This window comes from Spiroplasma endosymbiont of Crioceris asparagi, assembly GCF_964020035.1.
Lineage (GTDB): Bacteria > Bacillota_I > Bacilli_A > Mycoplasmatales > Mycoplasmataceae > TIUS-1.
Map to the genome: position 1 here is coordinate 201527 of NZ_OZ026475.1, position 25506 is coordinate 227032.

General features: G+C 26.6%; 19 protein-coding genes. 17 read left to right on the plus strand and 2 right to left on the minus strand.

Annotated features, from left to right (window positions below; all coding sequences use genetic code 4):
- The first annotated feature begins 2 nt into the window (after positions 1 to 2).
- From AACL01_RS00985 to AACL01_RS01065, 17 genes are all read left to right on the plus strand, one after another.
- Positions 3 to 1694, plus strand: coding sequence for a DAK2 domain-containing protein (locus AACL01_RS00985; protein WP_339023029.1), 1692 nt, complete (start codon positions 3 to 5; stop codon positions 1692 to 1694).
- Between the two features lie 21 nt (positions 1695 to 1715).
- Entirely contained in the window at positions 1716 to 5756 is a 4041-nt protein-coding gene (locus tag AACL01_RS00990) for an ABC transporter permease (RefSeq protein ID WP_339023031.1), read from the plus strand.
- A gap of 10 nt (positions 5757 to 5766) precedes the next feature.
- Positions 5767 to 6762, plus strand: coding sequence for a phosphate acyltransferase PlsX (gene plsX / locus AACL01_RS00995; RefSeq protein ID WP_339023032.1), 996 nt, complete (start codon positions 5767 to 5769; stop codon positions 6760 to 6762).
- Between the two features lies 1 nt (position 6763).
- On the plus strand, positions 6764 to 7468 hold the full coding sequence (gene rnc, locus AACL01_RS01000) for a ribonuclease III (RefSeq protein ID WP_339023033.1): 705 nt from the start codon (positions 6764 to 6766) through the stop codon (positions 7466 to 7468).
- Positions 7455 to 7778, plus strand: a complete 324-nt coding sequence (locus tag AACL01_RS01005; protein WP_339023034.1) for a DUF1904 family protein — start codon at positions 7455 to 7457, stop codon at positions 7776 to 7778. The genes rnc and AACL01_RS01005 overlap by 14 nt, the downstream gene beginning before the upstream one ends.
- A gap of 118 nt (positions 7779 to 7896) precedes the next feature.
- Complete coding sequence (locus AACL01_RS01010; protein WP_339023035.1) at positions 7897 to 10848, plus strand: AAA family ATPase; 2952 nt, start codon at positions 7897 to 7899, stop codon at positions 10846 to 10848.
- Positions 10849 to 10855: 7 nt separating this feature from the next.
- Positions 10856 to 11854 (plus strand): phosphate ABC transporter substrate-binding protein, encoded by a 999-nt coding sequence (gene ptsS, locus AACL01_RS01015; RefSeq protein ID WP_339023037.1) that lies wholly within the window; start codon positions 10856 to 10858, stop codon positions 11852 to 11854.
- Positions 11855 to 11856: 2 nt separating this feature from the next.
- A complete protein-coding gene (gene pstA / locus AACL01_RS01020) occupies positions 11857 to 13992 on the plus strand; it encodes a phosphate ABC transporter permease PstA (RefSeq protein ID WP_339023038.1) in 2136 nt (711 codons plus the stop codon).
- On the plus strand, positions 13985 to 14833 hold the full coding sequence (pstB, locus tag AACL01_RS01025; RefSeq protein WP_339023040.1) for a phosphate ABC transporter ATP-binding protein PstB: 849 nt from the start codon (positions 13985 to 13987) through the stop codon (positions 14831 to 14833). The genes pstA and pstB overlap by 8 nt, the downstream gene beginning before the upstream one ends.
- Positions 14834 to 14843: 10 nt before the next feature.
- The gene (phoU, locus tag AACL01_RS01030; protein WP_339023041.1) at positions 14844 to 15542 is read left to right on the plus strand and encodes a phosphate signaling complex protein PhoU; all 699 of its coding nucleotides are present in this window, start codon (positions 14844 to 14846) and stop codon (positions 15540 to 15542) included.
- Positions 15543 to 15553: 11 nt separating this feature from the next.
- Positions 15554 to 16537 (plus strand): signal recognition particle-docking protein FtsY, encoded by a 984-nt coding sequence (gene ftsY, locus AACL01_RS01035; RefSeq protein WP_339023043.1) that lies wholly within the window; start codon positions 15554 to 15556, stop codon positions 16535 to 16537.
- The gene (gene ylxM, locus AACL01_RS01040; protein WP_339023045.1) at positions 16527 to 16844 is read left to right on the plus strand and encodes a YlxM family DNA-binding protein; all 318 of its coding nucleotides are present in this window, start codon (positions 16527 to 16529) and stop codon (positions 16842 to 16844) included. Before ftsY ends, ylxM begins: the two co-directional genes overlap by 11 nt.
- Positions 16844 to 17614 carry a TIGR00282 family metallophosphoesterase gene (locus tag AACL01_RS01045; RefSeq protein ID WP_339023047.1) on the plus strand — a complete coding sequence of 257 codons (771 nt, stop codon included), beginning with the start codon at positions 16844 to 16846 and terminating at the stop codon, positions 17612 to 17614. Before ylxM ends, AACL01_RS01045 begins: the two co-directional genes overlap by 1 nt.
- Positions 17615 to 17797: 183 nt before the next feature.
- Positions 17798 to 18934: a methionine adenosyltransferase gene (gene metK, locus AACL01_RS01050; RefSeq protein WP_339023049.1), complete on the plus strand. Its 1137-nt coding sequence runs from the start codon at positions 17798 to 17800 to the stop codon at positions 18932 to 18934.
- A 22-nt stretch (positions 18935 to 18956) separates the two neighbouring features.
- Positions 18957 to 19616: a copper homeostasis protein CutC gene (locus AACL01_RS01055; protein WP_339023050.1), complete on the plus strand. Its 660-nt coding sequence runs from the start codon at positions 18957 to 18959 to the stop codon at positions 19614 to 19616.
- A 3-nt stretch (positions 19617 to 19619) separates the two neighbouring features.
- A complete protein-coding gene (locus tag AACL01_RS01060) occupies positions 19620 to 20603 on the plus strand; it encodes a 3'-5' exoribonuclease YhaM family protein (protein WP_339023052.1) in 984 nt (327 codons plus the stop codon).
- Between the two features lie 34 nt (positions 20604 to 20637).
- Complete coding sequence (locus tag AACL01_RS01065) at positions 20638 to 23313, plus strand: HAD-IC family P-type ATPase (protein WP_339023054.1); 2676 nt, start codon at positions 20638 to 20640, stop codon at positions 23311 to 23313.
- 31 nt (positions 23314 to 23344) lie between these two features.
- Here the strand turns inward: AACL01_RS01065 and AACL01_RS01070 are convergent, their stop codons facing one another.
- Complete coding sequence (locus tag AACL01_RS01070) at positions 23345 to 23770, minus strand: HIT family protein (protein ID WP_339023056.1); 426 nt, start codon at positions 23768 to 23770, stop codon at positions 23345 to 23347.
- On the minus strand, positions 23757 to 25505 hold the full coding sequence (locus AACL01_RS01075; protein ID WP_339023058.1) for a lipoprotein: 1749 nt from the start codon (positions 25503 to 25505) through the stop codon (positions 23757 to 23759). Before AACL01_RS01075 ends, AACL01_RS01070 begins: the two co-directional genes overlap by 14 nt.
- Position 25506 lies beyond the last annotated feature (1 nt).

The window sequence follows — 25506 nt, forward strand, 5'->3', positions numbered from 1 at the left end:
AAATGTCAAATGTCAAATTTTTAAAGAACGCCATTGAAAGTGGTGTTAACAATATTTATAACTTTCATCCTCAAATTGATAAGTTAAACGTATTCCCAATCCCAGATGGCGATACAGGTACAAACATGAATCTTACTTGTACAAGTGGATTCGCTGAAATTTCTAAAATAACAAGTTTTGAAAATTCAGGTGCATTAATGCAAAAATTCTCTAGAGGATTAATAATGTCTGCTAGAGGTAATTCAGGAGTTATTTTTTCACAAATAATTAAAGGGTTTGCAACACAATTTGAAGGAAAAGATATCATTACTGTAGCTGAATGAGTTGCAGGATTTGAAAAAGCAAAAACAATTGCTTATGAAGCTGTTATGAAACCAGTTGAAGGAACTATTTTAACTGTAATTCGTGAAACTTCTGCAGCACTAAGCGAAGCTTTCAAAAAAAATCCTTCAATGACAATGAATGAATTTTGAGCACTTGTTGTTAAAGAAGCAAATGTTTCATTAGATAACACACCAAATTTATTGGAAATCTTAAAAAAAGTTGGTGTAGTTGATTCTGGGGGATTCGGATTAGTTAAATTTTTTGAAGGTATTGAAAAATTTGTTAGAACTAAAAAAATTATTGCTAAATCTAAAAAACTAGAAACCAATTTGGGTGAAAATGTTAATATGGATTTAGAAGATGAAGAATTTGGATACTGTACAGAAGCCATTGTTATGTTGTCTTCACAATACATCAAAAATATTAACGTTAAAGAAATTAGATCAAAATTTGAAAGTTTTGGTAATACTTCAATTGTTGTTGTTTCAGATAATGATATTTTAAAAGTACATACTCATGCCTTAAAACCAGGTCAAATCTTAGATACTTTACAAGAGTATGGGGATTTTCAAACTATAAAAGTTGAAAACATGACTTTACAATCAGATAAACATGTTAAAGGTGGAAATCCAAATGTTAAAAAAGGTGTTGTTATTGATAAAACAATGACAATTATCGATAGCCAAATTGAAGAACCAAAAAGATTATTAAATAAATCAGCTATTATTGCTGTTGTTCCTTCTAAAAAAATTCAAGATTACTTCAAAGAAGAATTGGGTGTTGATTTTGTTATTAATGGTGGACCTAAAATGAACCCATCAACAAATCACTTTTTAAAAGCAATTTCTGAAGTTGATGCTAAAGACGTTTACATTCTTCCTAATGACTCAAATATTATAATGAGTGCTAATCAAGCAAAAGAATTAGAAAAAAAATCAAGAGTTCATGTTTTACCAACTAAAACACTTGTTGCTGGAATGACTGCTATTTTAAATATTGATCACGACGAAAGTGCTAAGAAAAATATTTCTAATGTTACAAAATCATTGAAAAATTTAGTTTCAATTTCACTATCTAAATCAACTAGAAACGTAAAAATTGATGGTGTAAATATTAAAGAAAATGACTGTTTAGCTATGGTTAATGGTAAAGTTTATGCTTCACACAAAGACACTAAAGAAATTATTAAAAAATGTCTTAAAGACCACATTAAACCAAAAACAGAAATAATTACTATTTTTAAAGGTATGGATGCAACATATAAAGATGTAAATTTCTTAAGAAAATTCTTAGATGAAAACTATGATGTTGAATATGAAATTGTTGACGGTGATCAAGAAATCTATCCATTCTTAATATCTATTGAATAAAACAGAAGAGCGGAACCTAAAATGAATAAAATTATAAAATCCTACATTAAATTATTTTCAAAAACTCTTATAGAAACTTTTGGTACAATAATTTTTATTGGATTTTTTATTTTGATATGTCTTCCGCTTTTGTCATGTCCATTGCAAATAGTCGCGTTTTCGAATCAAATTGAACAAAAAACTAATAAATGAGATTATAGTTTCCAAGTAAGTAAAATGAATACTGAAAATGTAGATTTTAAAAAAAATAAAAGTAATGCAATTTCTATTAAATTATTGGAACAATCTTTAGATTATATGTTGACTCATAATGGAGATCAATTTGGAAAATATAAACTAAAAAATAATATTGATTCACAAGAAATTCAATTATTTTCTAATTTTCCTAAATTACCAAACATAAATACAAAATTAAAAGATATATTAAATTTAAAATTTTCAATTGAAATTGATAATACAAAAAAATCAATTATTATTGATGAATCAGAAAATAACAAAGAAAACAAAGATCTTTTTAAATACATATTATTGTTTCATGTTACAAAAAATTTATTTGATGCAAAAATAAACTACGCTAATGATTTTTCAAAAATTTTTAAAAATTCTTATAACAAATTAGTTGAAGGAAAAACCAAAAAAGAAAAAGAAAAAATTAATAGTCAATTTGTTATAAAAAATAACGAAATTTATGAGAATTCAAATGATAATAATATTGTTAAGTCATGACTAGAAAAAATTGGTCAATCATATTCTGGTGATCTCTGGGCAATGTTTACTAATGATGTTTTAACCCAAATGAAAATACAAAATAGTAAGATAAATAATTTGTATAATGTTTCTAGTAATAGGGATGTACTTAACTTTTTTAGTGTTAAACGAACACCTCAAGAAGAAAAAGATTGTTTTAATAATTTAGTAATAACAAAAGGGGACTATCCAAATAAAAAAGTAGAAGACAACGACGGTTATTTTCAAGCTGCAGTTAATCAAAGATTTTTAGACTATCATCAATATAAACTTGGTCAAAAAGTAGAAATTCCAATTAATGATAGTGGTTTAATAAACTCTAAATATAATCAAAAGTTAAAAATTCAGTTTACTTCAATTGGATATCGTTATCAAAATTTATCTCCAGAACAATGGCAATTAACAGCTGATTATAATGGCGCAAATTATGCTAATATTTTTATGCAAGAAAAAGATTTAAATAACATTATTTCTGAAGCAAAAAACAACACAAATTTAATGTTTTATATTAAAGATGAAGCAGATAAAAAGTTAAATTTATTAAAAACAAAAATAAATAGTAAAGATGAAAACTTCTTTGCGTCAAATGTAACATCAGTAGTTTATTTTTCAGATGATATTTTATTTGGTAATGTAAAGATTGCTAATATATTAATGATAATGTATTCTACTTTATTTTTTGCAATGATCGCTTTAGCTTTCGGATTTATTATTTATGTACAAAAAAAAGAACTATCAGGCACAAGAAAACAAATGGGAGTTTTCAAATCTATTGGTTATAGCAAGTGATCACTTTCAGTTCCCTCAACAATTAAAATTATAATTATTATGTATGTTGGAATTACTTTTGGATATTTAATTTCAATGCCAATGCAAGTTAAAGTATTTAATACTCAATATAGCAAAATGATGGTCTTTAGTATTCAACATGTCTTTCATAGTTTGTGGTTTATGTCAATTTTGTTTATTGCCTTGCCGGTATTCTTTACAATAATAGGATATTTAATAATTTTAAATTATTTAAAAGAATCACCACTATCACTTATGAGTGATTCTACTACTACTAAAACTAGTCAAAAATGATATAAAATTTTATTAATTTTACAACCATATATTTTATTATTTATTTGATTTAATAGGCTTGTAGGAAAAATACTTAGCCGATGATCATGGGGATTTAAACATAAATTACAAACAGCATTTTTGGCTAAATCAAAAGGAAAGTTTGTAATTATTATTACCCTTTACTCATTAATGTCACTTGCTCTAATGCTTGAAATAAGAATGGTTTATGCAATGCAAACTCTATTTTATCAACCATATGTTCATTTAAAAAACTCTGTTGATCACTATGACAATATTTTAGGACCTAAACTAAATATTAATAATGACGATAAAGATAAATATGGAAAAACATCAAAAATAGATTATGAATATGACAAAATTTATAACATTAACTATTTAAATCTTAATGGTCATAGTACTAAATATTTATTGGAGCATAAAGAAGATTTTAAAGATAAATTCGATTATAATTTTCACACACACTTTCATTTAATTTGTAAAGCATTAAATAATACTCTTGAAGATAAAGAGATTAGTGAATTTATTAATAAAAATAATATTCCAAATTCTAATGATAATATTGTTGACTATATAAGAGCTTGGTTTATTGCTTGTGCATTTTTCGAAGTAGAAATGCAAAACAATAATACTAATCAATCTAAAACATCTCAAGAATGATTAGAGTATTATAAAAATGAAATTGAAAATACAGAAAATATAAATAAAGCTAAATCTGATGTAGATTATATTAAAGAAAATAAACGACTTCCAGATTCTGATAATAAAAAAAATACATTAATGTTTATGCAAATGGATTTATATGATAAAAAAATTAAAGCATTTAGTGCTAATGATTTTTTAACTTCATTTAATGAATTGCAAAGAATAATTAACAAATATAATAAGAATTCAAAAGAAAATAGTTTATCAAGTATAAAAAATAAAGATGATTCTATTTGAGATGATCTTCCACAAATAAATTTAAATAATTCAGTATTGTTAAAAAAAGTAGTGCCCTTGTTAATGAAACAAAGAAGTGGCAATAACACTTTATGTGCTTTAAACGGTATTATATTTGATGGAAAACAAGAAACTATGGTCAATAGTTTTGATTTAAATTTTGATAAACTAGGAGCTGTACATCCAAATTTAGTTTTAACTCAAACTAAAAATAATGATTTTGGAAACATTGCAAATACTTATGATCTTTCAAATAAAAATAAAAAACAATTGAAAAAACTTCTGAATTTAGGAAATAATGGTAAACCAATAGTTAATGAAGATGGTTCAATTAATGGAATTATATCTGCGCGTCTCTCAAAATGATATGGTGCAAAAATTGGGGACACTGTTAATACCTTTATCGAAACAAAACCAATAAAAGTGCATGTAGTTGGTATACAGGAGTCTTCAACATATGAAGATGGAATTATTGCTGACGCCGATCAATTTTGAGCTACTTATGCAAGTAAAATGATTCAAAATCATGAATTTATAAGAAAATTTGATAAAAATGATAAAAATAAAGATATAAACTTAAAAAATGTTTACTCTTGAAATCGAATTATTAGTAATAAAAAACAATTTTATGGAAAACTAAGTTCAGGAATTTCTACTGATAATATAAGTGTAGGTCAAGATAGTATGTGTATATCTAGTCGTTTTATTCTTGAAAATGAAAAAAACTTTTCAAGCAATCATTGATTTTTTGAATTTGCAATTGGTTGAGAAAATGATGACTTTAATCATGTTGAGGTATGTAATTTCTTAGTATTTACTCTTTCTGGAAAAGAATTTAACTTAAATCTTAACTATTCATACTTTATTCAAAAATTACTAATTAAAATTCAAATTCAAAGTTCAATTGAAATTATGATATTTGATACAGTTATACTAATTTTCTTAATGATAATTTTATTTATTATATTAATTAAATTTATTATTTTTGATTCTAAAAATATAATAATATTGTTACGTTCATTTGGATATAGAGACAGAGAAATAAACTTTATTATTTTAGGAAAATATGCAACATATAGTGTGGGTTCATTCCTACTAATGTATTTTGCTAACTACATGCTATGAAAAATAATTGAAAATATTATTTGAGATAAAGCAAAACTAGTTTTTCATACACCAACGGTTGTTTGAATGGGATATTTAGTTTTTGCTCTTATTGAATCTATTGTATTATTATGTTGATTAGCTGGTGAAAAATATATTAAAAAATTACCATTGTCAAGATTATAGGAGTAAACATATGGAAAAAATAAAAATCGCTTTTGATATAATGGGCTCAGATGAAGGTCCAATTGTTGCAATTAATGCAGCCTTAAATTTCATTAAAAAAAATAAAGATGTCATTCTTTATTTGGTTGGTGATGAAAAAATTATTAAAGAAAAAATTAAACAAGAAAAAGACAATTTAAAAATAGTTCCAGCGACACAACAAATTGAAATGACTGATGGAATTTTTGAGATTAGAAGAAAAAAAGATTCTTCAATGGCCAAGTCATTAGAATTAGTAAAAGATAATGTTGTTGATGCTATGATTACGGCTGGAGCAACAGCACCATATATTGCTGGATGTCATTTAGTATTAGGCGAAATGCCAGGAATTTCAAGACCAGGATTTATGCCAATAATTCCCACAATGAAAAAAGGTCGAGTTACATGTTTATTAGATGTTGGAGCAAACTTAGAAAATGATCCTAATGATTTAGTAAATTATGCATTAATGGCAAGTGTTTATCAAAAAGAAATTCTTAACAATAGTGATCCATTAATTGGATTATTAAACATTGGTGAAGAAGAATCAAAGGGTAAAGATTTACAAAAACAAACTTTTAAACTATTAAAAGCTAATGAAAAAATTAATTTCTTTGGAAATATTGAAGGAAGGGATATTTTTTCTGGAAAAGTAGATGTTATTGTAAGTGATGGATATAGTGGAAATATTTTATTAAAAACTATGGAAGGATCTGCTAAAGCTGTAACCCAACTTTTTAAAGACCACATTACAAAAACTATCATAAGAAAAATTGCGTGTTTATTTTTATTAAGAGCATTTAAAAGTATGAAAAAAACAATGGACGTTAGAGATTATGGTGGGGCAATACTTTTAGGAGTTAATGGAATTGTTTTCAAAGCACATGGTTCAAGTGATGAAAAAGGTTTTGCAGCAACATTAAGATTTGCTAAAGAAGCTGTAAAACATGACGTTTTAAACAAAATAAAAGAAAAAGTACAAGGATAAAATGAGAGAACTATTACTAGAATATGGAATTGAAATTAAAGAAATGAGTTATTTTGATGAAGCTTTAACACACAATTCATATGCAAATGAACATGGAACACCAATTACTTATCAAAGATTAGAATTTTTGGGTGATGCTATTTTACAACTTAAAGTTAGTGAATATTTATTTAATAATTTTAAAACCTATAATGAAGGACTAATGACTAAATATCGTAGTGCCATTGTTAGGGAAGAATCACTTTCATATATTGTTAAAAACATGGGTTTAGGAAAATTAATTAAACTTGGTGCTGGAGAGATTCAATCAAAAGGTCATGAAAAAAATTCAATACTTGCAGATATTTACGAATCAGTTACTGCTGCAATATATCTAGATTCCGGAATGGAAGTTGTTGAACAATGATTAAATAAAACATTATTTATTTCAAGCAACATTTCATATTTTTTAGACAAAACTCATGATTATAAATCTGAATTGCAAGAATTAATTCAATTAGAAAAACGTGATCAATTAGTTTATAAAGTAATTAATTGTGAAAAAAATGAATACAACCAACAAAACTTTACTGTCAATGTTTCTGTTGAAAATATTGTTTATGGTACAGGAGAGGGAAATAATAAAAAAGCCGCAGAACAAAATGCAGCAAAAGACGCACTATCAAAATTAAGAAATCTTAAAGGAGTAAAACATGCCAATAATTAAATTTAGTGGAATTGATAAAAAAGAAATTTTAGAATATTCAAAAAAAGTTAATGAATTATCAAAATTAGTAAATGCAGATCCTGAAAATATTTTATTTATAAATGATAATTCTGAGATCAGCAAATCTCCAAAAGGGGTTGAACTTCTATACATTACTATTGAATGAATGGCAAGACCTGACAAACAACAATTAGTTGTTAACAATTTAATGGAGCATTTTAAAAAAGAAAATCGTAATATATTTATTTTTATTACTAATGTAGATGGAATGTTATATGTTAATTGTAATAAAAAAGGAATTTCTAATTAAGGGAGTAGTTCCTTTTTTTATTTTTTTAATAATTAATTGTATATAATCATAATATATTTCATATAAATAATATGTACAGGACGGCTGAACTATTAGAAATAAAGAGGTATTTAATTATATGATTTTTGTCAAATCTATTGAGGCATATGGATTTAAATCCTTTGCCGAAAATACAAATTTAAGTTTCGAATATCCAATGACTGGAATTGTTGGTCCCAATGGTAGTGGTAAGTCTAATATCACAGATGCTTTACGTTGAGCCCTGGGAGAACAATCATCAAAATCATTAAGAGGTAGCAACATGGAAGATGTTGTTTTTTCTGGTTCTGTTAATAAAGCACCATTAAATATTGCAGAAGTTACAGTAACATTTGATAACAAAAATCGTATTTTTAAAAATTTAGATTTTAATGAAGTTTCAATTACGAGAAAATTATTTAAAGATACTAAAGAATCTGAATATTACATTAATCATTCACGAGTGCGTTTAAAGGATGTACAAGAAATTGCCATGGAAACCGGAATAACTAAATCATCTTTAGCTATTATTTCTCAAGGTACAATTTCAAATTTTGTTGAAGCAAAACCAAATGATCGTAGAAAAATTTTTGATGATGCAGCAGGAATTTCAATTTATAAAAAAAGAAAAGAAGAATCAATTCGTAAAATAGTTAGAACTCAAGAAAATCTTGATCGTTTGAATGACATTTTAAATGAGATTGAAAGAAAATTACCAGGGTTAAAAAAACAAGCAGAAAAAGCTAAACAATTTCAAGAAAAGTGAAATGAATTAAAAGTTATTGAAGTTGCGATTCTAGCAAAAGATATTAGTTTGTATGAAAATAGAATTGTAGAACTTGAAAAAACAATCAATATTTTAAGTGAACAAATTAAGACTGTTCAAAAAGATTTAGATCTAAAAACAATGGATCAAAACAATATTTATTTAAAAAATAATTCGATTGAACAGCAAATGGCAATTCAAAATGATAAATTTTCACGAATTGTTGAACAAATTTCTGCATTAAAAATATTAAAAATTAATTTAGAATCTAAAAAACAAAATTCATCAATTGATCAAAATGAATACCGTATATCAGAATTAAAACGTCTTTATAGAGAGAGCCAAATTCACTCTGAACATGAAGAAAAACAATATGAATTATTAATGACTTCTAAAAATAAATTAAAAGAAGAACTTGAGACAGAGTTTGCAAATAGATATAAATTAAGCAATGCATTAGATTTTTTAAAAAAAGAAATTTATAAAATTGATTTAAGTATAGATATGCTAAATAAAAGAGTTAATAATAATGACTCATTGCATTTCGGGGTTAAAAATATTTTACAAAATCGTAATTCACTATCAGGAATCATTGGAACAGTTGATGAATTAATTAAAGTACAACCAAGTTATGAAAATGCAATCTTGCCATTGTTGTCTACTTCTCAACAAAACATTGTTATGAAGGATGCTATATCAACAAAACATGTAATTAAGTTTTTAAAAGAAAACCGTGCAGGTTATGCCACATTTTTACCAATGGATAATCTAAGGGTTAATTATATTAATGATGAAATTAGGTTTGCTATTGAAAAATCAAAAGGGTTTATTGCCTATGCGAATCAATTAGTAGATTTTGATGATAAGTATGCTAAAATTGCCGATTATTTATTAGGCACAGCAATCGTTGTTGATAATTATGATAATGCAATTGCAATGTCTAAATTAATTAATCAAAGATATAATGTTTTAACACTAGATGGAGAAAGAATTTTACCAAACGGAGCGGTTGTTGGTGGTGAACGTAAATTTAAAAATCCAAACAATAGTATTAAAGAAGATATTGAAAAGGCAGAATCATTAAAAGTTTTAAAAGAAAAACAAGAATTTGAAATTATGCAAACTCTTGGCGAATTGAATGATAAAATTGAGCATTTAAATGAAAAAAAATCAGAGAATACATCTTTAATTACAATATCAAGACAAAAACTTGAATCAATCGAAAAAGAATTAAATAGAATTTCTGAAGAGTATCGACAATTAACTGGAAAAAGAATTGATATTGAAAATGATAAGTTTAAATCAGTTGATGGTCAAATTATCGAAGTTAGTGAAAAAATTATTAAATTTGAAAGCGAATGTCAAGATATTAAAAATGAGATTGAATTACTAAAAAATTCAAAATCTAAATATCTTGAAAAACAAAATAAAATTAACACTGATTTAAATCAACAACGTCAAGAATTATTTTCTATGAAAGATGAAGTTTCAGCTCAAAGATCAGATATCTTATTAATTAGTGAAAGAAAAACTAATGCTTTAGAAAGATTGGCTCAAGAATATAATTTAACTTTTGAGACAGCAATGTCAATGGAACAAGTGGAATTTGAAAATGAACAAGAAATTAGAGATAAAGTTATTAATTTAAGAAATGACATTCGTGATTTAGGAAATGTAAATATCGAATCTATTGCTGAGTATGAAGCAGAAAATGCCCGATATGAAGAATATAAAAAACAAATTCAAGATATTGTTGAAAGCGTAAACAATCTAAAAAAAGCCGTTAAAGAAATGGATGAAAAAATGGTTGAACAATTTACAACTGTAATTAATGATGTTAATAAAGCACTTCCAGAAACATTTAAAAGGTTATTTAATGGTGGAACCGCTCAAGTTATTTTCACAGAGACAGATAATATTTTAGAAACAGGTATTGATATTAAAATTGAACCACCTGGTAAAAAAATTACTAATCTCAACTTATTATCAGGAGGAGAGAAGTCACTTGTTGCCTTAACAGTACTTTTTTCAATATTAAAAGTAAGACCATTACCATTAGTTGTACTTGATGAAGTAGAAGCTCCATTAGATATTGCTAATGTTGAAAGATTTGCCAAGTACATTAAATCATTTACTAAACAAACACAATTCATGATTGTAACTCACCGTATGGGAACAATGGAAAATTGCGACATTTTATTTGGAGCTACCATGGAACAAAAGGGAATTACTAAAATTGTGCAAATAAAACTGATTGAGGCTAAAAAAATCACAAACGCCAACTAGGAGAAAAATGAAAATTAAAAAAATAGTTTATATAATTTCAAGCTTAATTATAATTTTGTCTATTTTATTATGAACAATATTCTCTTCAAATAATTACTATATGTATGGTGGTTCTACAAGTGTTAATGAGTTTATGCAAGCAGTAACCAATATTTGAAACAAAGATAAATCACATAAAAAAATTATTTATAATTCAATGGGAAGTCAATATGGCGTTAACTCAGTAGAAAACAATACATTTAATATTGGGTTTATTTCTAAAGAAGTAGAAAACAATACTTTAAGTAAGGGAAATGAATTTGTAGATAAAAAATATCAAGATAAAACTTTAATAAAAGATGGTGAAGCTATTAAAGTGAAAGATGATAGTTCATTCAGTTTTGTTGAAATGTTAAATAATGAAAAAAATCGGTTTTTATCACTTCAGTTTGCAATTGATAAAATTGCAATTATTGGAAATTTACCAAATTGATTAAATGAAAAATTACCGAGCATTAATCTTAAAGAACACCCAAATATTTTAAAAAAAATTTATGAAGGTTCTTTGACATGAGAACAACTCGCAAAAGAAGAGGGCATTAAAGATATTCCTAATTCTTCAACAAAAATTATCTCAATAGCTAGAGAATCAGGTTCGGGAACTAGAACAGCATTTGATGATTTAGCAGATGTTAAAAATTCTAAAGATTCATCTGTTGCAACTTCAAATGGAATGATGGTGCAAAATATTAAAAATACACCAAACTCTATTGGTTATGTTTCATATGGATTTATTCAAAATGAAATTCAAAAAAAAGAATTTACTACATTTGAGATTAATGGTGTTGATATAAAAAATAAAGATTATTCATTTTCTAGACCATTTAATATGATTTTAAAAGCTAAAAAATCATCATGAAATCAAGCAAAAAATTTAGTTAGTTTCTTGTTTGATCATCAAGAAATTTATGACAAAGAAGGATTGGTAAAAGATTTTGTGTTAAACAAAATAATTTCTAAAGGATAGTTATGCAAATTAAAAATTGATTTAAAACTTCAGGATTTAAAAAGTCAAAAAACGACGGTATTTTTAAGTTATTTTTAATATCAATTACAAGCTTTGTTTTGTTGTTTTTAACATTGATTATTTTATTTATATTTATTAAATCAATCCATGTATTTAAAGAAGTAAAGATTTGAAAATTTATTTTTTCAGATAATTGAAATCCGGGAAAAGATAATTCGTCAACTGCCACATATGGAATTCTAGGAATTATAATTTCTACAATTGTAATGTTGGCTTTTGCATTAATAATTGCAATACCATTAACAATATTTTCATCACTTTATATATGTGAATATATGAGTGAGCGTGGAAGAAGAATTATTATTACTATTACTCAATTATTAGCCGGTATTCCTTCAGTTGTATTTGGGTTGTTTGCTGTAAGTCATATTGGTAATCTAATGGTATCTTTAGGAGCAAAAACTCCTGGAAATTTAATGACAGCTTCAGTTACATTGGCCTTTATGTCGCTACCAACAATGATCACATTATCAGTAAATGGAATTGCCGCAGTTCCAGAATCATATCGTTTTGCTTCAATTGGTTTGGGGATTTCTAAAGAAGCAACCACAATGAAAATTATTTTTAAATCAGCGTTGCCTAAAATTATTACAGCTATTGTTATGGGAATGGCAAGAATCATTGGAGAAACAATGGCTGTAATTCTTGTTGCTGGTAATTCGGCTGGTGGGTTAAATACAAGTAATGGATTTGGTGGATTTATATTTTCTTCACTAAGAACACTTTCAGGAACTATTGGAATTGAAATATTAGAAAATTCAGGAAAAACTCATGAATCCGCTCTTTATGCCATTGGATTAATTTTATTTATTGTAATCATTATTATTAATTTAATAGTTTTAAGTTTATCAAGAATGAATGCAAAAAAAAGTTCAAGAATTTCAGCAAGAAAAAAATCACATAAAAATTATCAACACTGAACATATAAATATAAAAGATTAATTATTAATAAAAAGAAACTTGGACTTGATGAACAAAGAATGAGTTTATTAATGAAAACAAGTGGTGAAAATAAATTATCAAAAACAATGTATAGTTGATTTTATAAAATACTAATGTTAACTTCATTATTTATTATTGTTGCTTTTACACTATGAATTATTTTTTCTATTATCTTTAATGGGGTTGCTGGATTTCAATTTTCTGCATTCAACTCCATAAGTGGTAGTGGCAGTCAAGACGGTATCATTTCTACAATTCTTGTTACAATCTTGCTAGTTATTACAACAATGATATTTGCATTGCCATTAGCATTATTTTCTGCAATATACTTTAATGAATACGCCAACAAAAAAGCATTCTTTACCAAATTCTTAAGATTTGCAATTAACATATTAGCTTCAACGCCATCGATTGTGTTTGGTATATTTGGATTAACCTTATTTTTAATTACAATGCATATTCCTATGTCGGTCTTAGCTGCAGGATTAACAATGACAATGGTTGTCTTGCCCACACTAATAATTACATTTGAAGATGGTTTAAGCGACGTGCCCATGGAATATCGTGAAGCAGCTTATGGTATGGGAATTAGAAAGATTAAAGTAATTTTCTTGATTATTTTACCATCGGCTACAAGGGGAATTGTTACAGGAACAATTTTGACAATTTCAAGAATCATTGGTGAATCAGCTCCGGTGTATTTAACATTAGGAACAACAGTAAGAATGCCAAGTGAAGGATTACTTTCACCAGGAGCTACATTAACAACAAAAATTTATATGTTAGCATCAGAGGGAACTGGTAACAATTCATTAGGAATTGCTTATCAAATGTCATTAATAATTATTTTAATTATTTTTGGATTAAATTGATTAAGTAGATATTTAGCAGAAAAACTTGATCCATTAAAAAAACCAATTCCTGTAAAAGAAAGAATTAAATTAGCTCAACAACGAATTGAACGTTTATTTTCAAAAAACACAATTATTTCAATAAATAAGTGATTTATTAAAAAAAGTAAATCAATTAAATTGCTATTTAATCACAATAGGAATAAAACCATAATAAAGAATGCAAAAGAAAGAAAGAAAATTATTAAAACAATTATAGAAGAGGAGGAGGATGACAATGGATAAAGCAGTTAAAATAGTTGAAATTGATAGTGAAAAAGAATTATCACATAAACCTAAGAAAGCTAAAATAGCAGTTTCCAAAAGAAAAGTTATAATAAAAATTAACAACTTAAATTTTTATTATAAAAATGGTAAAAAACAGTCACTTAAAAATATCTCATTTGATATTAGAGAAAACACAGTTACAGCATTAATTGGTCCATCGGGTTGTGGTAAGTCAACATTATTACGAAACATTAATCGAATGAATGATTTAGTTGAAGGTACACTATCAGATGGTGAAATCATTATTGATGATAAAAATATTTTAGATAAAGATATAAACTTAACGGATCTAAGAAATAAAGTTGGTATGGTATTTCAAAAAGCTAATCCATTTCCTTTCTCAATTTATGACAACATCGCATTCGGCCCAAGAAACCAAGGGATTAAAAATAAAAAAATATTAAATCAAATTGTGGAAGATTCATTAAGAAAGGCAGCACTTTGAGATGATGTTAAAGATGTATTGTCAGAATCGGCATTGGGATTATCTGGGGGACAACAACAACGTCTTTGCATTGCTAGAGCAATTGCCATGAAACCAAAGGTGCTCTTAATGGATGAACCAACATCAGCACTTGATCCAATTGCTACTTTAAAAGTTGAAGAATTAATTTTAAAATTAAAAGAAGAGTACACAATTATTATTGTGACTCACTCAATGGCCCAAGCCGCTAGGGTAAGTGACTATACTGCATTTTTATTAAATGGAGAATTAATTGAAATTAACAGAACAAGAAAAATGTTCACAAACCCAAAACATCAAAAAACAGAAGATTACATTTCAGGAAGATTTGGATAGGAGGAATAAGATGTCATATAATAAAATTTTAGATAACGATATTAAACAAATCAAAAGAGAATTAAATCATCTTATTGAAAAAACTAAATCACAATTCGCCTTAACTTATGAAGCATTATCACTAAATGATATGGTTTTATTTCAAAAAGTTATTGATGGTGATAGTGCCATTAATGAAGTGCAAGATAAATATGTTAAACAAGCATTATGAAAAATTGCTAAACAGCATATGGTGGCCTCTGATTTAAGATTGGCTGTTGGGGGAATTATTATTGCGCGTGATATTGAAAGAATTGCCGATATTGCCAAACACATTTGTGAATATGCAATAAAACATAAACCAGCACCAGTTGACATTAGTTACATTTCAAAACTATTTGATATTATTAACTCAATGTTAAACATAACTTCACAAATTATTGAAAATTATAATGAAGATTTAAAAGAACAATTATTAAAAATGGAACTAGAAGTTACAAAAACATTTAGTACTTTACATAAAGAATTAGCAGAAAAAACAAATAATTTAAAAAACTCACAAGAAATTAGAGGGAATTTTAGAATAATAAGACAGCTTAAAGATATTGAAAGAATTGCAGAATATTTAATTGGTGTTCAAGAAACTGTGTACTTTATTAAAAATGGAAAATTTGTCGACACTGAAAGACCTATCATTCAAGAAGAAATAATAAAAACAGAAAAAAAATAAAAGGTAATTTTATGGGATTTTGATCAAAATTAAAAGAACGTCGTTCAGAAAAAAAAGAAATTAAAAAGCATTACAAAGAAAATAAGAGTACTTTAACTTTTTCTAAAGAAATCAAAGGGCTTTCAAAAAAATATAAAAAAGTAAATGAAGAATATTTTGAAGACTTAGAAAACATTTTAATTAAAACTGATATGGGAATAAAGATGGTTTTAGAAATTACTAAAAACATTCGTAAAAAAGTGAAAAAAGATTCATCAACAGAATTTATTAAAGAATTAATTGCTGAAGAAATCTATGATGCTTATGATAGGGGTAGATATCATGCTGAACCAAATTTAGCAAAAGAAGGACCAACAGTTTTTTTAATTATGGGTGTTAATGGTGTTGGTAAAACTACTTCAATTGCCAAAATGGCAAACTACTATAAAAATTTAGGAAAAAAAGTTTTAATTGTTGCGGGTGATACATTTAGAGCGGGTGCTGTTGAACAACTAGAACAATGAGTGACAAATCGTTTAACTGACATTGATTTATTGAAACCAGATAAACCACACCAAGATCCAGCAAGCGTTGTCTTTGATGGTGTTAAAAAAGCGGTTGAAGAAAATTATGATATGTTGTTAATTGATACTGCTGGTCGTTTGCAAAACAAAACTAACCTAATGCAAGAACTAGAAAAAATCTTTAAAATTATTAAACGTACATTACCGAAAGCTCCCCATGAATGTTTCATGGTAATTGATGCTAATACTGGACAAAATGGTGTGGTACAAGCTAAATCATTTTCTGATGTGGCACCAGTAACGGGGATTATTTTAACTAAAATGGATTCAACATCAAAAGGTGGAATTGCTTTATGCATTAAAGACTTAATTAATATTCCAGTAAAATTTGTGGGATTTGGTGAAAGTGTTGGTGATTTAAAACCATTTAATTTAGATGATTATGTTTTTGAATTAACAAGTGGATTTATGGAGGATGATAATGAAAATTAGTAATGATTTTGATAAATCTCTAGAAACAATCCAACTATATGATTTTTATAAATCATTGTTATCTTTAAAACAACAAAAATATTTTGAAATGTATTACATTGAAGATTATTCATTATCAGAAATTGCCAATGAATTTAAGATTAGCAAAAACGCGATTTATGACAGTTTAAGTAAAACAAAATTATATTTAGAAGATCTTGAAACAAAAATAAGTATGAAAAAAACAATTTATGATTTAAAAGATTGCGCAAGTAAAACAAATGAAAATAATTATAAAGAATTATTAAAAAGAATTGAGGAAATATAATGCTAAAAATTTTGTTTATTGGAGATATATTTGGAAAAGTTGGGAGGGATACAGTTGACACTCTTTTACATGAAATTATTTCCAAAGATAACATTGATTTAGTAATAGCAAATTCAGAAAATGTAACACATGGTCGTGGCATGAGTTTGCAACATTATAATAAATTAATGGAATCAGGAATTGATATTTTTACTGGTGGTAATCATACATTTGACAATCAAGATGTTTACGAATATATTGATAATCAAAACTTTATAAGACCAGCAAATTATAATCGTTTTGTTGCTGGTAAAGGAACTGAAGTATTTTCTTATAAAGGAATTAATATTAGAGTAACAAATATCTTGGGTAGAGCTTTTATTAATGCCAATACTAACAACTTTTATGAAGTGATGGATGATATTTTAGAACAAGATAATTCTGATATTCATATTATTGATTTTCATGGTGAAGCAACTGCTGAAAAAATTGCTTTCTTTGCTACATACAATGGAATGGTAGATGCTATTCTAGGAACTCACACACATGTTCAAACAGCTGATGAACAAATAAAAAACAATACTGCATACATTAGTGATGTTGGTGCAACTTGTGCTCTTGATTCAGTTATTGGGGCAAATAAAAAAGAAGTTTTATTTAAAGAAAAAGTTGGTCTTCCAATAAGATTTCGTTCAGCTTCAGGTGAAGGACAATTTTGTGCAGTTAAATTAACTTTTGACAATGAAAATAAAATTGAAAATATCGAACGAGTTTATATTAAAAATATTTAAACTATGATATTCTATAAATGAAAATTAAATATTCTTATTCAGAACTGCATAGAGAAACAACTCGTCAAGGCAGTAGCAACCTACGGAATGCAAGGTGCTTAAATAGGGGGGAACCATCAATAAGGCTAACTTTTGTTTAAATATTCCCAGGAATATTTTTTTTATTAATAAGGAGAAATTAACATGAAAATATTATTTACAAGTGAATCTGTTTCAGAAGGACACCCAGATAAAATTTGTGATCAAGTATCTGATGCAATCTTAGATGAATGTTTAAAACAAGATAAATTATCACGTGTAGCGTGTGAAGTATTTATTTGTGATCAGAAAATGATTATTGGTGGAGAAATTACAACTAGTGCCAAAATTGATTATGACAAAATTGCTCGTGAAGTAATTAAAAAGATTGGTTATGAAGATGAAACAATTGGTTGTGATTGAAGAACTTTAAAAATTGAAGTTATGGTAAATACACAATCACCCGACATTGCCTTAGGATTAAAAAATGAAGATGATTTAGGAGCTGGCGATCAAGGGATTATGTTTGGTTATGCCACTAATGAAACTGATTCTTATATGCCCTTAGCAATTAAACTTGCGCACGAATTAGCCCAGGAAGCTTCACGATTACGTAAAAGCGGAAAATTTAAATGAGCAAAGCCGGATATGAAAACTCAGTTTACAATTGACTATACAAATAAAAATGAAATTAAAATTGATACAGTTTTAATTTCAGTCCAACATGACAAAGAATATATTGAAGCAGAATTTAAAAATTATATTAAAAATGAAATCATTTCAAAAATTGCAAAAAAATATAATTTAAATAACGATTATAAAGTTTTAATTAATCCAACTGGACAATTTATTATTGGCGGTCCAAAAGGGGATGCTGGATTAACTGGAAGAAAAATTATTGTTGATTCATATGGGGGATATGCTCGTCATGGTGGCGGTGCTTTTAGTGGTAAGGATGCCACTAAGGTTGATAGATCAGCATGTTATATGGCAAGATATGCAGCTAAAAATTTAGTAGCAGCTGGTTTTGCTGATAAATTAGAAATTCAAATATCTTATGCGATTGGTAAACCACAACCTGTGTCAATTTTTGTAGAAACTTTTGGAACTAATAAGGTATCTATGGAAAAAATTTATCAAGCAGTCAATGATAATTTTGATTTTAGTGTTTCTAACATTATTAGAACATTAAACTTAAGAACTCCAATTTTTTCACAAACAAGTACTTATGGTCACTTTGGTAAAGAAGAATTACCATGAGAAAAATTAAATTTAGTCAACAAACTAAAAAAATACTTATAATCATAGTAAGTGGAGAAAATAAATGTTGTTAGAAGTCATTGCATATAATCTTGAAGATGTTAAAAAAATTAATCAATCAAATGCTAGTAGGATTGAACTAGTCAGAGATATTGATAAAGAGGGTTTAAGTCCCAGTAAAGAACTAATTTTAGAAGCTTGTGAAATTTCTAATATTCCTATTAACGTAATGGTGCGTGAAACTTGAGACTCGTTTGTATATTCAGATGAAGAGTTTGAAAAATTGCTAAATGAAATTGACTTTATTAAAACAACTGCAGTTAATGGAATTGTATTTGGTTCATTAACTACTGAAAATAAAATTAATGAAAAACAATTAGCAGAAGTTATTAAAAGAAAAGAACATTTAGAAATAACATTTCATAAAGCGTTTGATTTAGTCGACGATTTTACAAATCAATATAATTTATTGCAAAAATATAATGTTACAAATGTATTAACAACTTGTGGCGCATCATTTGAAGCTAACCAAGATAAAATTAAAGAATTAGCCAAAATTAATAATCCTAAAGTTTTAATCGGCGGGGGAATTAATGAGACAAATTTCAAAGCAGCGATGAGAATTAGCCAAAATGTACATATTGGAAAACTAGCAAGAAAAAATAATGACATCAATAATGAGATTGATGTTGATAAAATTAACAAACTATTTAAAGGAAAATAAAAAATGTGAATTAAAGAAATTAATAAAGAATTAAAAGAAGTTTCATTTGTAACTAGAATTGGTAAGTCAATTGCTGCAACTTCAAATCAAAAAACATATCTAATACTTAATTTCGTCGACAATACGGGACGTATTGATGCAAGGTTGTGAGATAGTTCAAAAGAAGATGAAGAAGCCCTTAAATCTAACAATTATGTAAATGTTACTGCCGAAGTTAATGTCTTTAAAGGTACAATTCAATTAAAAGTAAAAAGCTATACTTTAATAACACCTCAAAGAATTGTTGAAATGGGTTATAAAGAAGCAGATTTTTTAATTACTTCTGCAATTGATGTTGAAAAAGAATATAAAAATTTAATTGAAGAATTAAAAACTTTTAAAAATAAAACTTATTCAAAAATAACTTTACATCTATTAGAAAAGCATAAAGAAAAATTTTTAAAATACCCTGGAGGAATGTTTGTTCATCACAATGTAGTTGAAGGATTATTTTGACATTCAATTTCTTTATACAAATTAGCAAAACAAATTAAACCAGTTTACTCATATGCAAAAAATATTGATTGAGAATTAGTTTGTTGTGGAACTATTTTACATGACCTTGGTAAAATCTTTGAAATTAAAGATAAACAAGGAAGCGACTATACAAATTATGGTAAATTAATTGGACACATTTCAATTGGTAATCAACTAATTTTTGCAACAGCACAAGAACTAGGATTAATTTCTTTAGAGACTAATATTGATGATCAAAAAAATCAAGATGTTCTTAAAATGCAACATATGATTATTGCCTCACATGGTAAAAAAGAATATGGTTCACCAATTGAACCACGAATTATCGAAGCGGTCATTCTTTCAACATTAGATGAAATGGATGCAAGAATTTATAAAATTAATGACGAATTAGAAAGAGCTGAAATTGATAAATATACAGCAAAAGTTATTACAGAAAATGGAACAGCATATTTTAAACATTTTAAATAAAAGTTTATAATTATTGGAAAGAAAGGGAGTTTAGATGTTAAAGAATAAGAAAAAAAATGCTAAAAAACAACATTGATTAAAAGATGAAACAATTTTTTCTTGTGCAAAACAATCAAAACAATCATTACTACAAGACTTTAATTTAAAATTTTTTGGTGATGCTTCTAATCGAAAGACCCGAATTTCAAAATATGGATTAAATACAACAAAAATTTCTAAATTTAATCATATTTTATATTTTTTAAAAGAAACTATTGAACCATTTAATATCTTGTTGTTTGTAATGATTTTTATTGATTTAGGAATATATTTTTTTAAAGCCCCTGAGCACGGTCAAACATCAAATGTTGACAACTTAGTTTCTGCAATAATTTCATTTATTCTTTTATCTTTAAATATGTTTGTGGCCCAATTTCTAGGTTATAAAAGTTATAAAGTTTCTAAAGAATTATATGATGTTATTAACAATAGGTATAATGTTGTAAATTATCAAATTGATGATTTATCAAAAGTAGATATTCCACATTTACAAAGTAAAGTGTTTTCTATTGCAAGAAATTCCTTAACTATTGGAGATGTCGTTTTATTACAAAAAGGAGACATTGTTCCTAGTGATATGAGAGTTCTATGAGCTTCTAATTTATCAGTTAATGATAATCATATTAGGGGAAGTAAAGTAAAAGTATTTAAAACAGCTGAATATATGCCAGCAAAATATATTTATGATTTACAAAATATTTTATTATCACAATCACAAATTATCTCTGGAACTGCATTGGCAATGGTTACAGGTGTGGGTGAAAATAATTCTTCATTTAAATTATTGTCACAAGAAACATTAGAAAATCAATCTTTCTATAAAAAAGGATTAAAAAGATTGATGATTGGAATTATGCTATCAATCTTAGTTGTCTTTCCGGTGGCTTGTGTGGCACATATTTTATGAAATCCAAATTCTAGCTTATTAGAATCAGCGCTTTTTGCAATTAGTATTATCATCTCATTAACTCCAGAAGCGTTACCAGCGCTTGTTGCATTTAATCTTTTATATGGAGCATCACAAATTAAAAATAAAAAAGTAATTATTAAAAACTTTGATTCTATTCAAGATATGGGTGCTGTTAATTTACTAATTACTAATAAGTCAGGTCCGGTTGTTAAACAAAGATTTATTTTGTATAACACAATAAACTACAATGAAAAAAAATCAAATTATGTTTATAACCTTGCTTTCATGAATGCCTATTTCCAAAATTCACTAAATTATAAATATGAAAAAGTTATTTTAGATCATGAAAAAAATCCCGAAAGCATTGTTAAATATTGAGAACTAGTTTCTACAAAAGAAATTGATCTTTATAGAAAAATTGGGACTATTATAGTCAAAAATAAACTAACAGGTAAAGCTTTGCAAATAACAAAGGGTACATTTAAAAATGTTCATAATATTACTAAATTTGTAAATGATAATGGCACAATCGTTCCGTTTACTCCAGAAATGAAGGCAAAGCTTTATGAATATGTTAATAACCAAATAGATAAAGGTTTTAAATCAATTCTTGTTTTAACTAAAGAAATTAAAAATATTAATGATCCAATTGTTGAAGATAATTTAGTTTTTGAAGGAATCATGCTATTTCAAAACCTTGTACAAGAAGATGTTAAAGAATCTTTAACAAGTTTACTTAAATATAATATTGATTTTAAAATGTTTTCATCAGATGATGAAATGACCACAATGTGGGCTGCGAAAGAAGCTGGAGTTCCAAATATCAACTTTTCTAAAACATTAGAAATGGGATATCAAAATGATAAAAAAGAAATTATTGAAGAAGTAAACGTTTTTGCAAATTTATCTCCAAGACAAAAAGCATTGTTAATTAATGAATATAAAAAACAGGGAAATGTTGTAGCATATTTGGCCAATGGCCGAAATGATACTGTAGCAGTTAAAAGGGCAGATGTGGGTATTGTTCCCGAAACTGCCACACCAATATCTAAAATATTTGCTGACATTATTGTTAAAGAAACAAAAATTTCTAATATTGATGAAGCGTTTGTAATTGGAAGAAAAACATTTATTAATTCAATTAAATATATACAATTAACATTTGCTATTAACCTAGGATTGTTATTATCACTTTTTGTGACTAATCTTTTATTTGATTTTGTTCCTTTAAATTCAAATGAATTATTATTACAATCACTGTTAATTGATATCTTAAATTTTGCCTTTATCTATGATGTTGTTGATAAACAAACTTTAAAGAACCCAGTAAAATGAAACCTAAAAAGAATTGCAATTTTTTCACTCTGAAACTGTTTATTGCCAATGTTTGTGTCGATATCGAACATTGCAATTGTAGCTTATGGGTTTGGTTGAAAAGATGAAGTAAACGCGAAAGAAAAAATTCAAACAGTTTATTTTATTGAAAGTTTTTTAACTAGATTATTACTATTATTTATTTATCGAACTGAAAAATTATCATTAATTAAATCACGACCAAGTGCAAAATATGCACTAATAGTTTTAATGGTTGCCTTAGCAATGATTGCATTAACCTACACTCCTTGAATTGACACCACATTTGATATGAGCACACCAGACTCATGATGATGGGGAATGTTAGCGGGAATAATATTTGTGACGTGAGCACTTGGAGAATCAATCAAAAAACTATATTTATATATATTTAAAGAATGATTTTAAAAAACAAAAACACCAACCATGTTGGTGTTTTTTAATTAATAATTTTATTTTTAATTTCTTCAAGATCTAAATTAGTTGGAGCATCATTTATAATGAAACCAAAGCCTTTAGATTTCTCATATTTAGGCACAACGTGCATATGATAATGAAAGACAACCTGACTAGCAATTGCTTTTTCATTTACAACATAATTAAAGCCTTTAATGTCTTTTAATTTTGTTTTTAATAATATTGCAACTTCTTTAGCTAATTTACTAACTTCAAATAAGTATTGATCGTCACATGAAGAATAATCATCATAATGACTTTTAGGAATCACTAAAGTGTGTCCCACAGAATTAGGATATATATCTAAGAATGCATAGGCATAGTCATTTTCTTTTATTAAAAAAGAAGGCACTTCTTTTTTAATAATTTTGCAAAATAAACAATCAGCTTTTAAATTACATGTCTTCATCATCATCACGTTTATGAATATATGTCCCGATTTTATCTCATAATCCTGAATAATAAATATCTTTTTCATTTAAGTATTTACTATAAATTTGTGTTTTTGCATTTGACTGAATTGAAGCATTTGAAGCTAACATAGAAATCATTTGATTGATTAGTGATGTTTTTTTATCAGTTGTTAAATCGGTTACATCTTTTGAATGTAGTTTAGAGTTAACCGCATTATTTCAAATTGTTAGTAAAGGATTTGGATTATTTTGATCACTACTTTTCCCGGTTGCTAAGTTAATTGCAATTTTTTTATCAGCAGCATCTCTAATACCAAATTCATTTTCATTATTTTTATTTGGTTCAAGAATGTTTGCTAAATAAATTGGTAGAACAATAACTAAATTACATTTTGTATCATCTTTTTCGTCATCAAATCCAAATTGGTTGGCATTATTATAAATTATTCCAGCACCTTTTTTATTGTATGCAGATACTTGTGATTTATATTTGTCGCTTAATGTATTTTCTCCATAAGTAATTGAATCTTTTTCAAATGTATAACCTTGGAAACCACTAATTCCAAAATAAGGATCATATGCTGATTTATCATTAATTTCTTTAATGTCTGAAGCTTTTTTTAAAGCATCTACAATATTGGAAATATTTTTATCATTTTTTAGTGTGTAATCTGAAAGACCAGTATCTGAAATTTTATTAAAAATTTCATTTGCATTTAAAGCAGTTCTAACATCTGAATCTTTAGTTTTGTCATATTGGAATGTTCATACCATTTTAAAGTTTGTTTTTCATGCATCAGAAACATTATTATCATTTCATTCTTGTGAAGTGCTAAATAGTGGACTTAGTGAGTTTAAATATAAATTGCCATCAGCCACACGATAAAATTGGAAAATATTTGACATAACCATTTTTGTTTCATTCATATCATTAATTAATTTATTTTCAAAATAATCTTGAAATCTTAATGAAACGGCAGTTGTAGAAGAAATGCTAAGTTTATTTCCTTTAGCATCAGTTATTCAAAAGTTATGTTTACCTTTATCATATTCTTGAGTTAAATCTTTAACAGATGGAAGATGGTCACCACTTTTTGAAGATTTATCTAAATTTTCAGAAAAAATCTCTCAAGGTTTTTGTTCATCTCCAAATAATACTTTGCTTCCCTCAGGAATTGCTTCTGCATTTTTTGTTTCTTTTCCATCATTATCATAAACAGTAATGGAACCAGCAGGAATCTCAGTTGTAACATTAAAGTTGTATAGAACACCATCAGATTGATGATAATCTAGGGGTTCATCATTTTGAATAGATTTTGTATATTCATTAAATAGTTTATTTTCGGCAACATTTCGAGCTACTGAATCATAACTTTTTTTGTATTTTTCAATTCCATCATTGTTATCATCATAGTTACTTATATGAGAATCGGGTGTAGATAAGTTTTGTAATAATGTTCTTGTTTTGTCAAAACTATTTTTTAATCCTAAAAGATCATTAATAATTTGAACAGCTTTATCAAGAAGGTCACTATCTTTATAATATTGACCTAAATCAAGTGCATTTGAATAATCTGAATTCCCTGAAATACCAGCAATAATTTTTTTAATTAAATCTCTATTAATTGAAGGTGTAGAAAATCTTTCAACTTTACTTTTACATGAAACCAATACTGCTGAAGAGGTTGCAACTAAAGAAATTGAACCTAATATACCAATTAATTTTTTCATA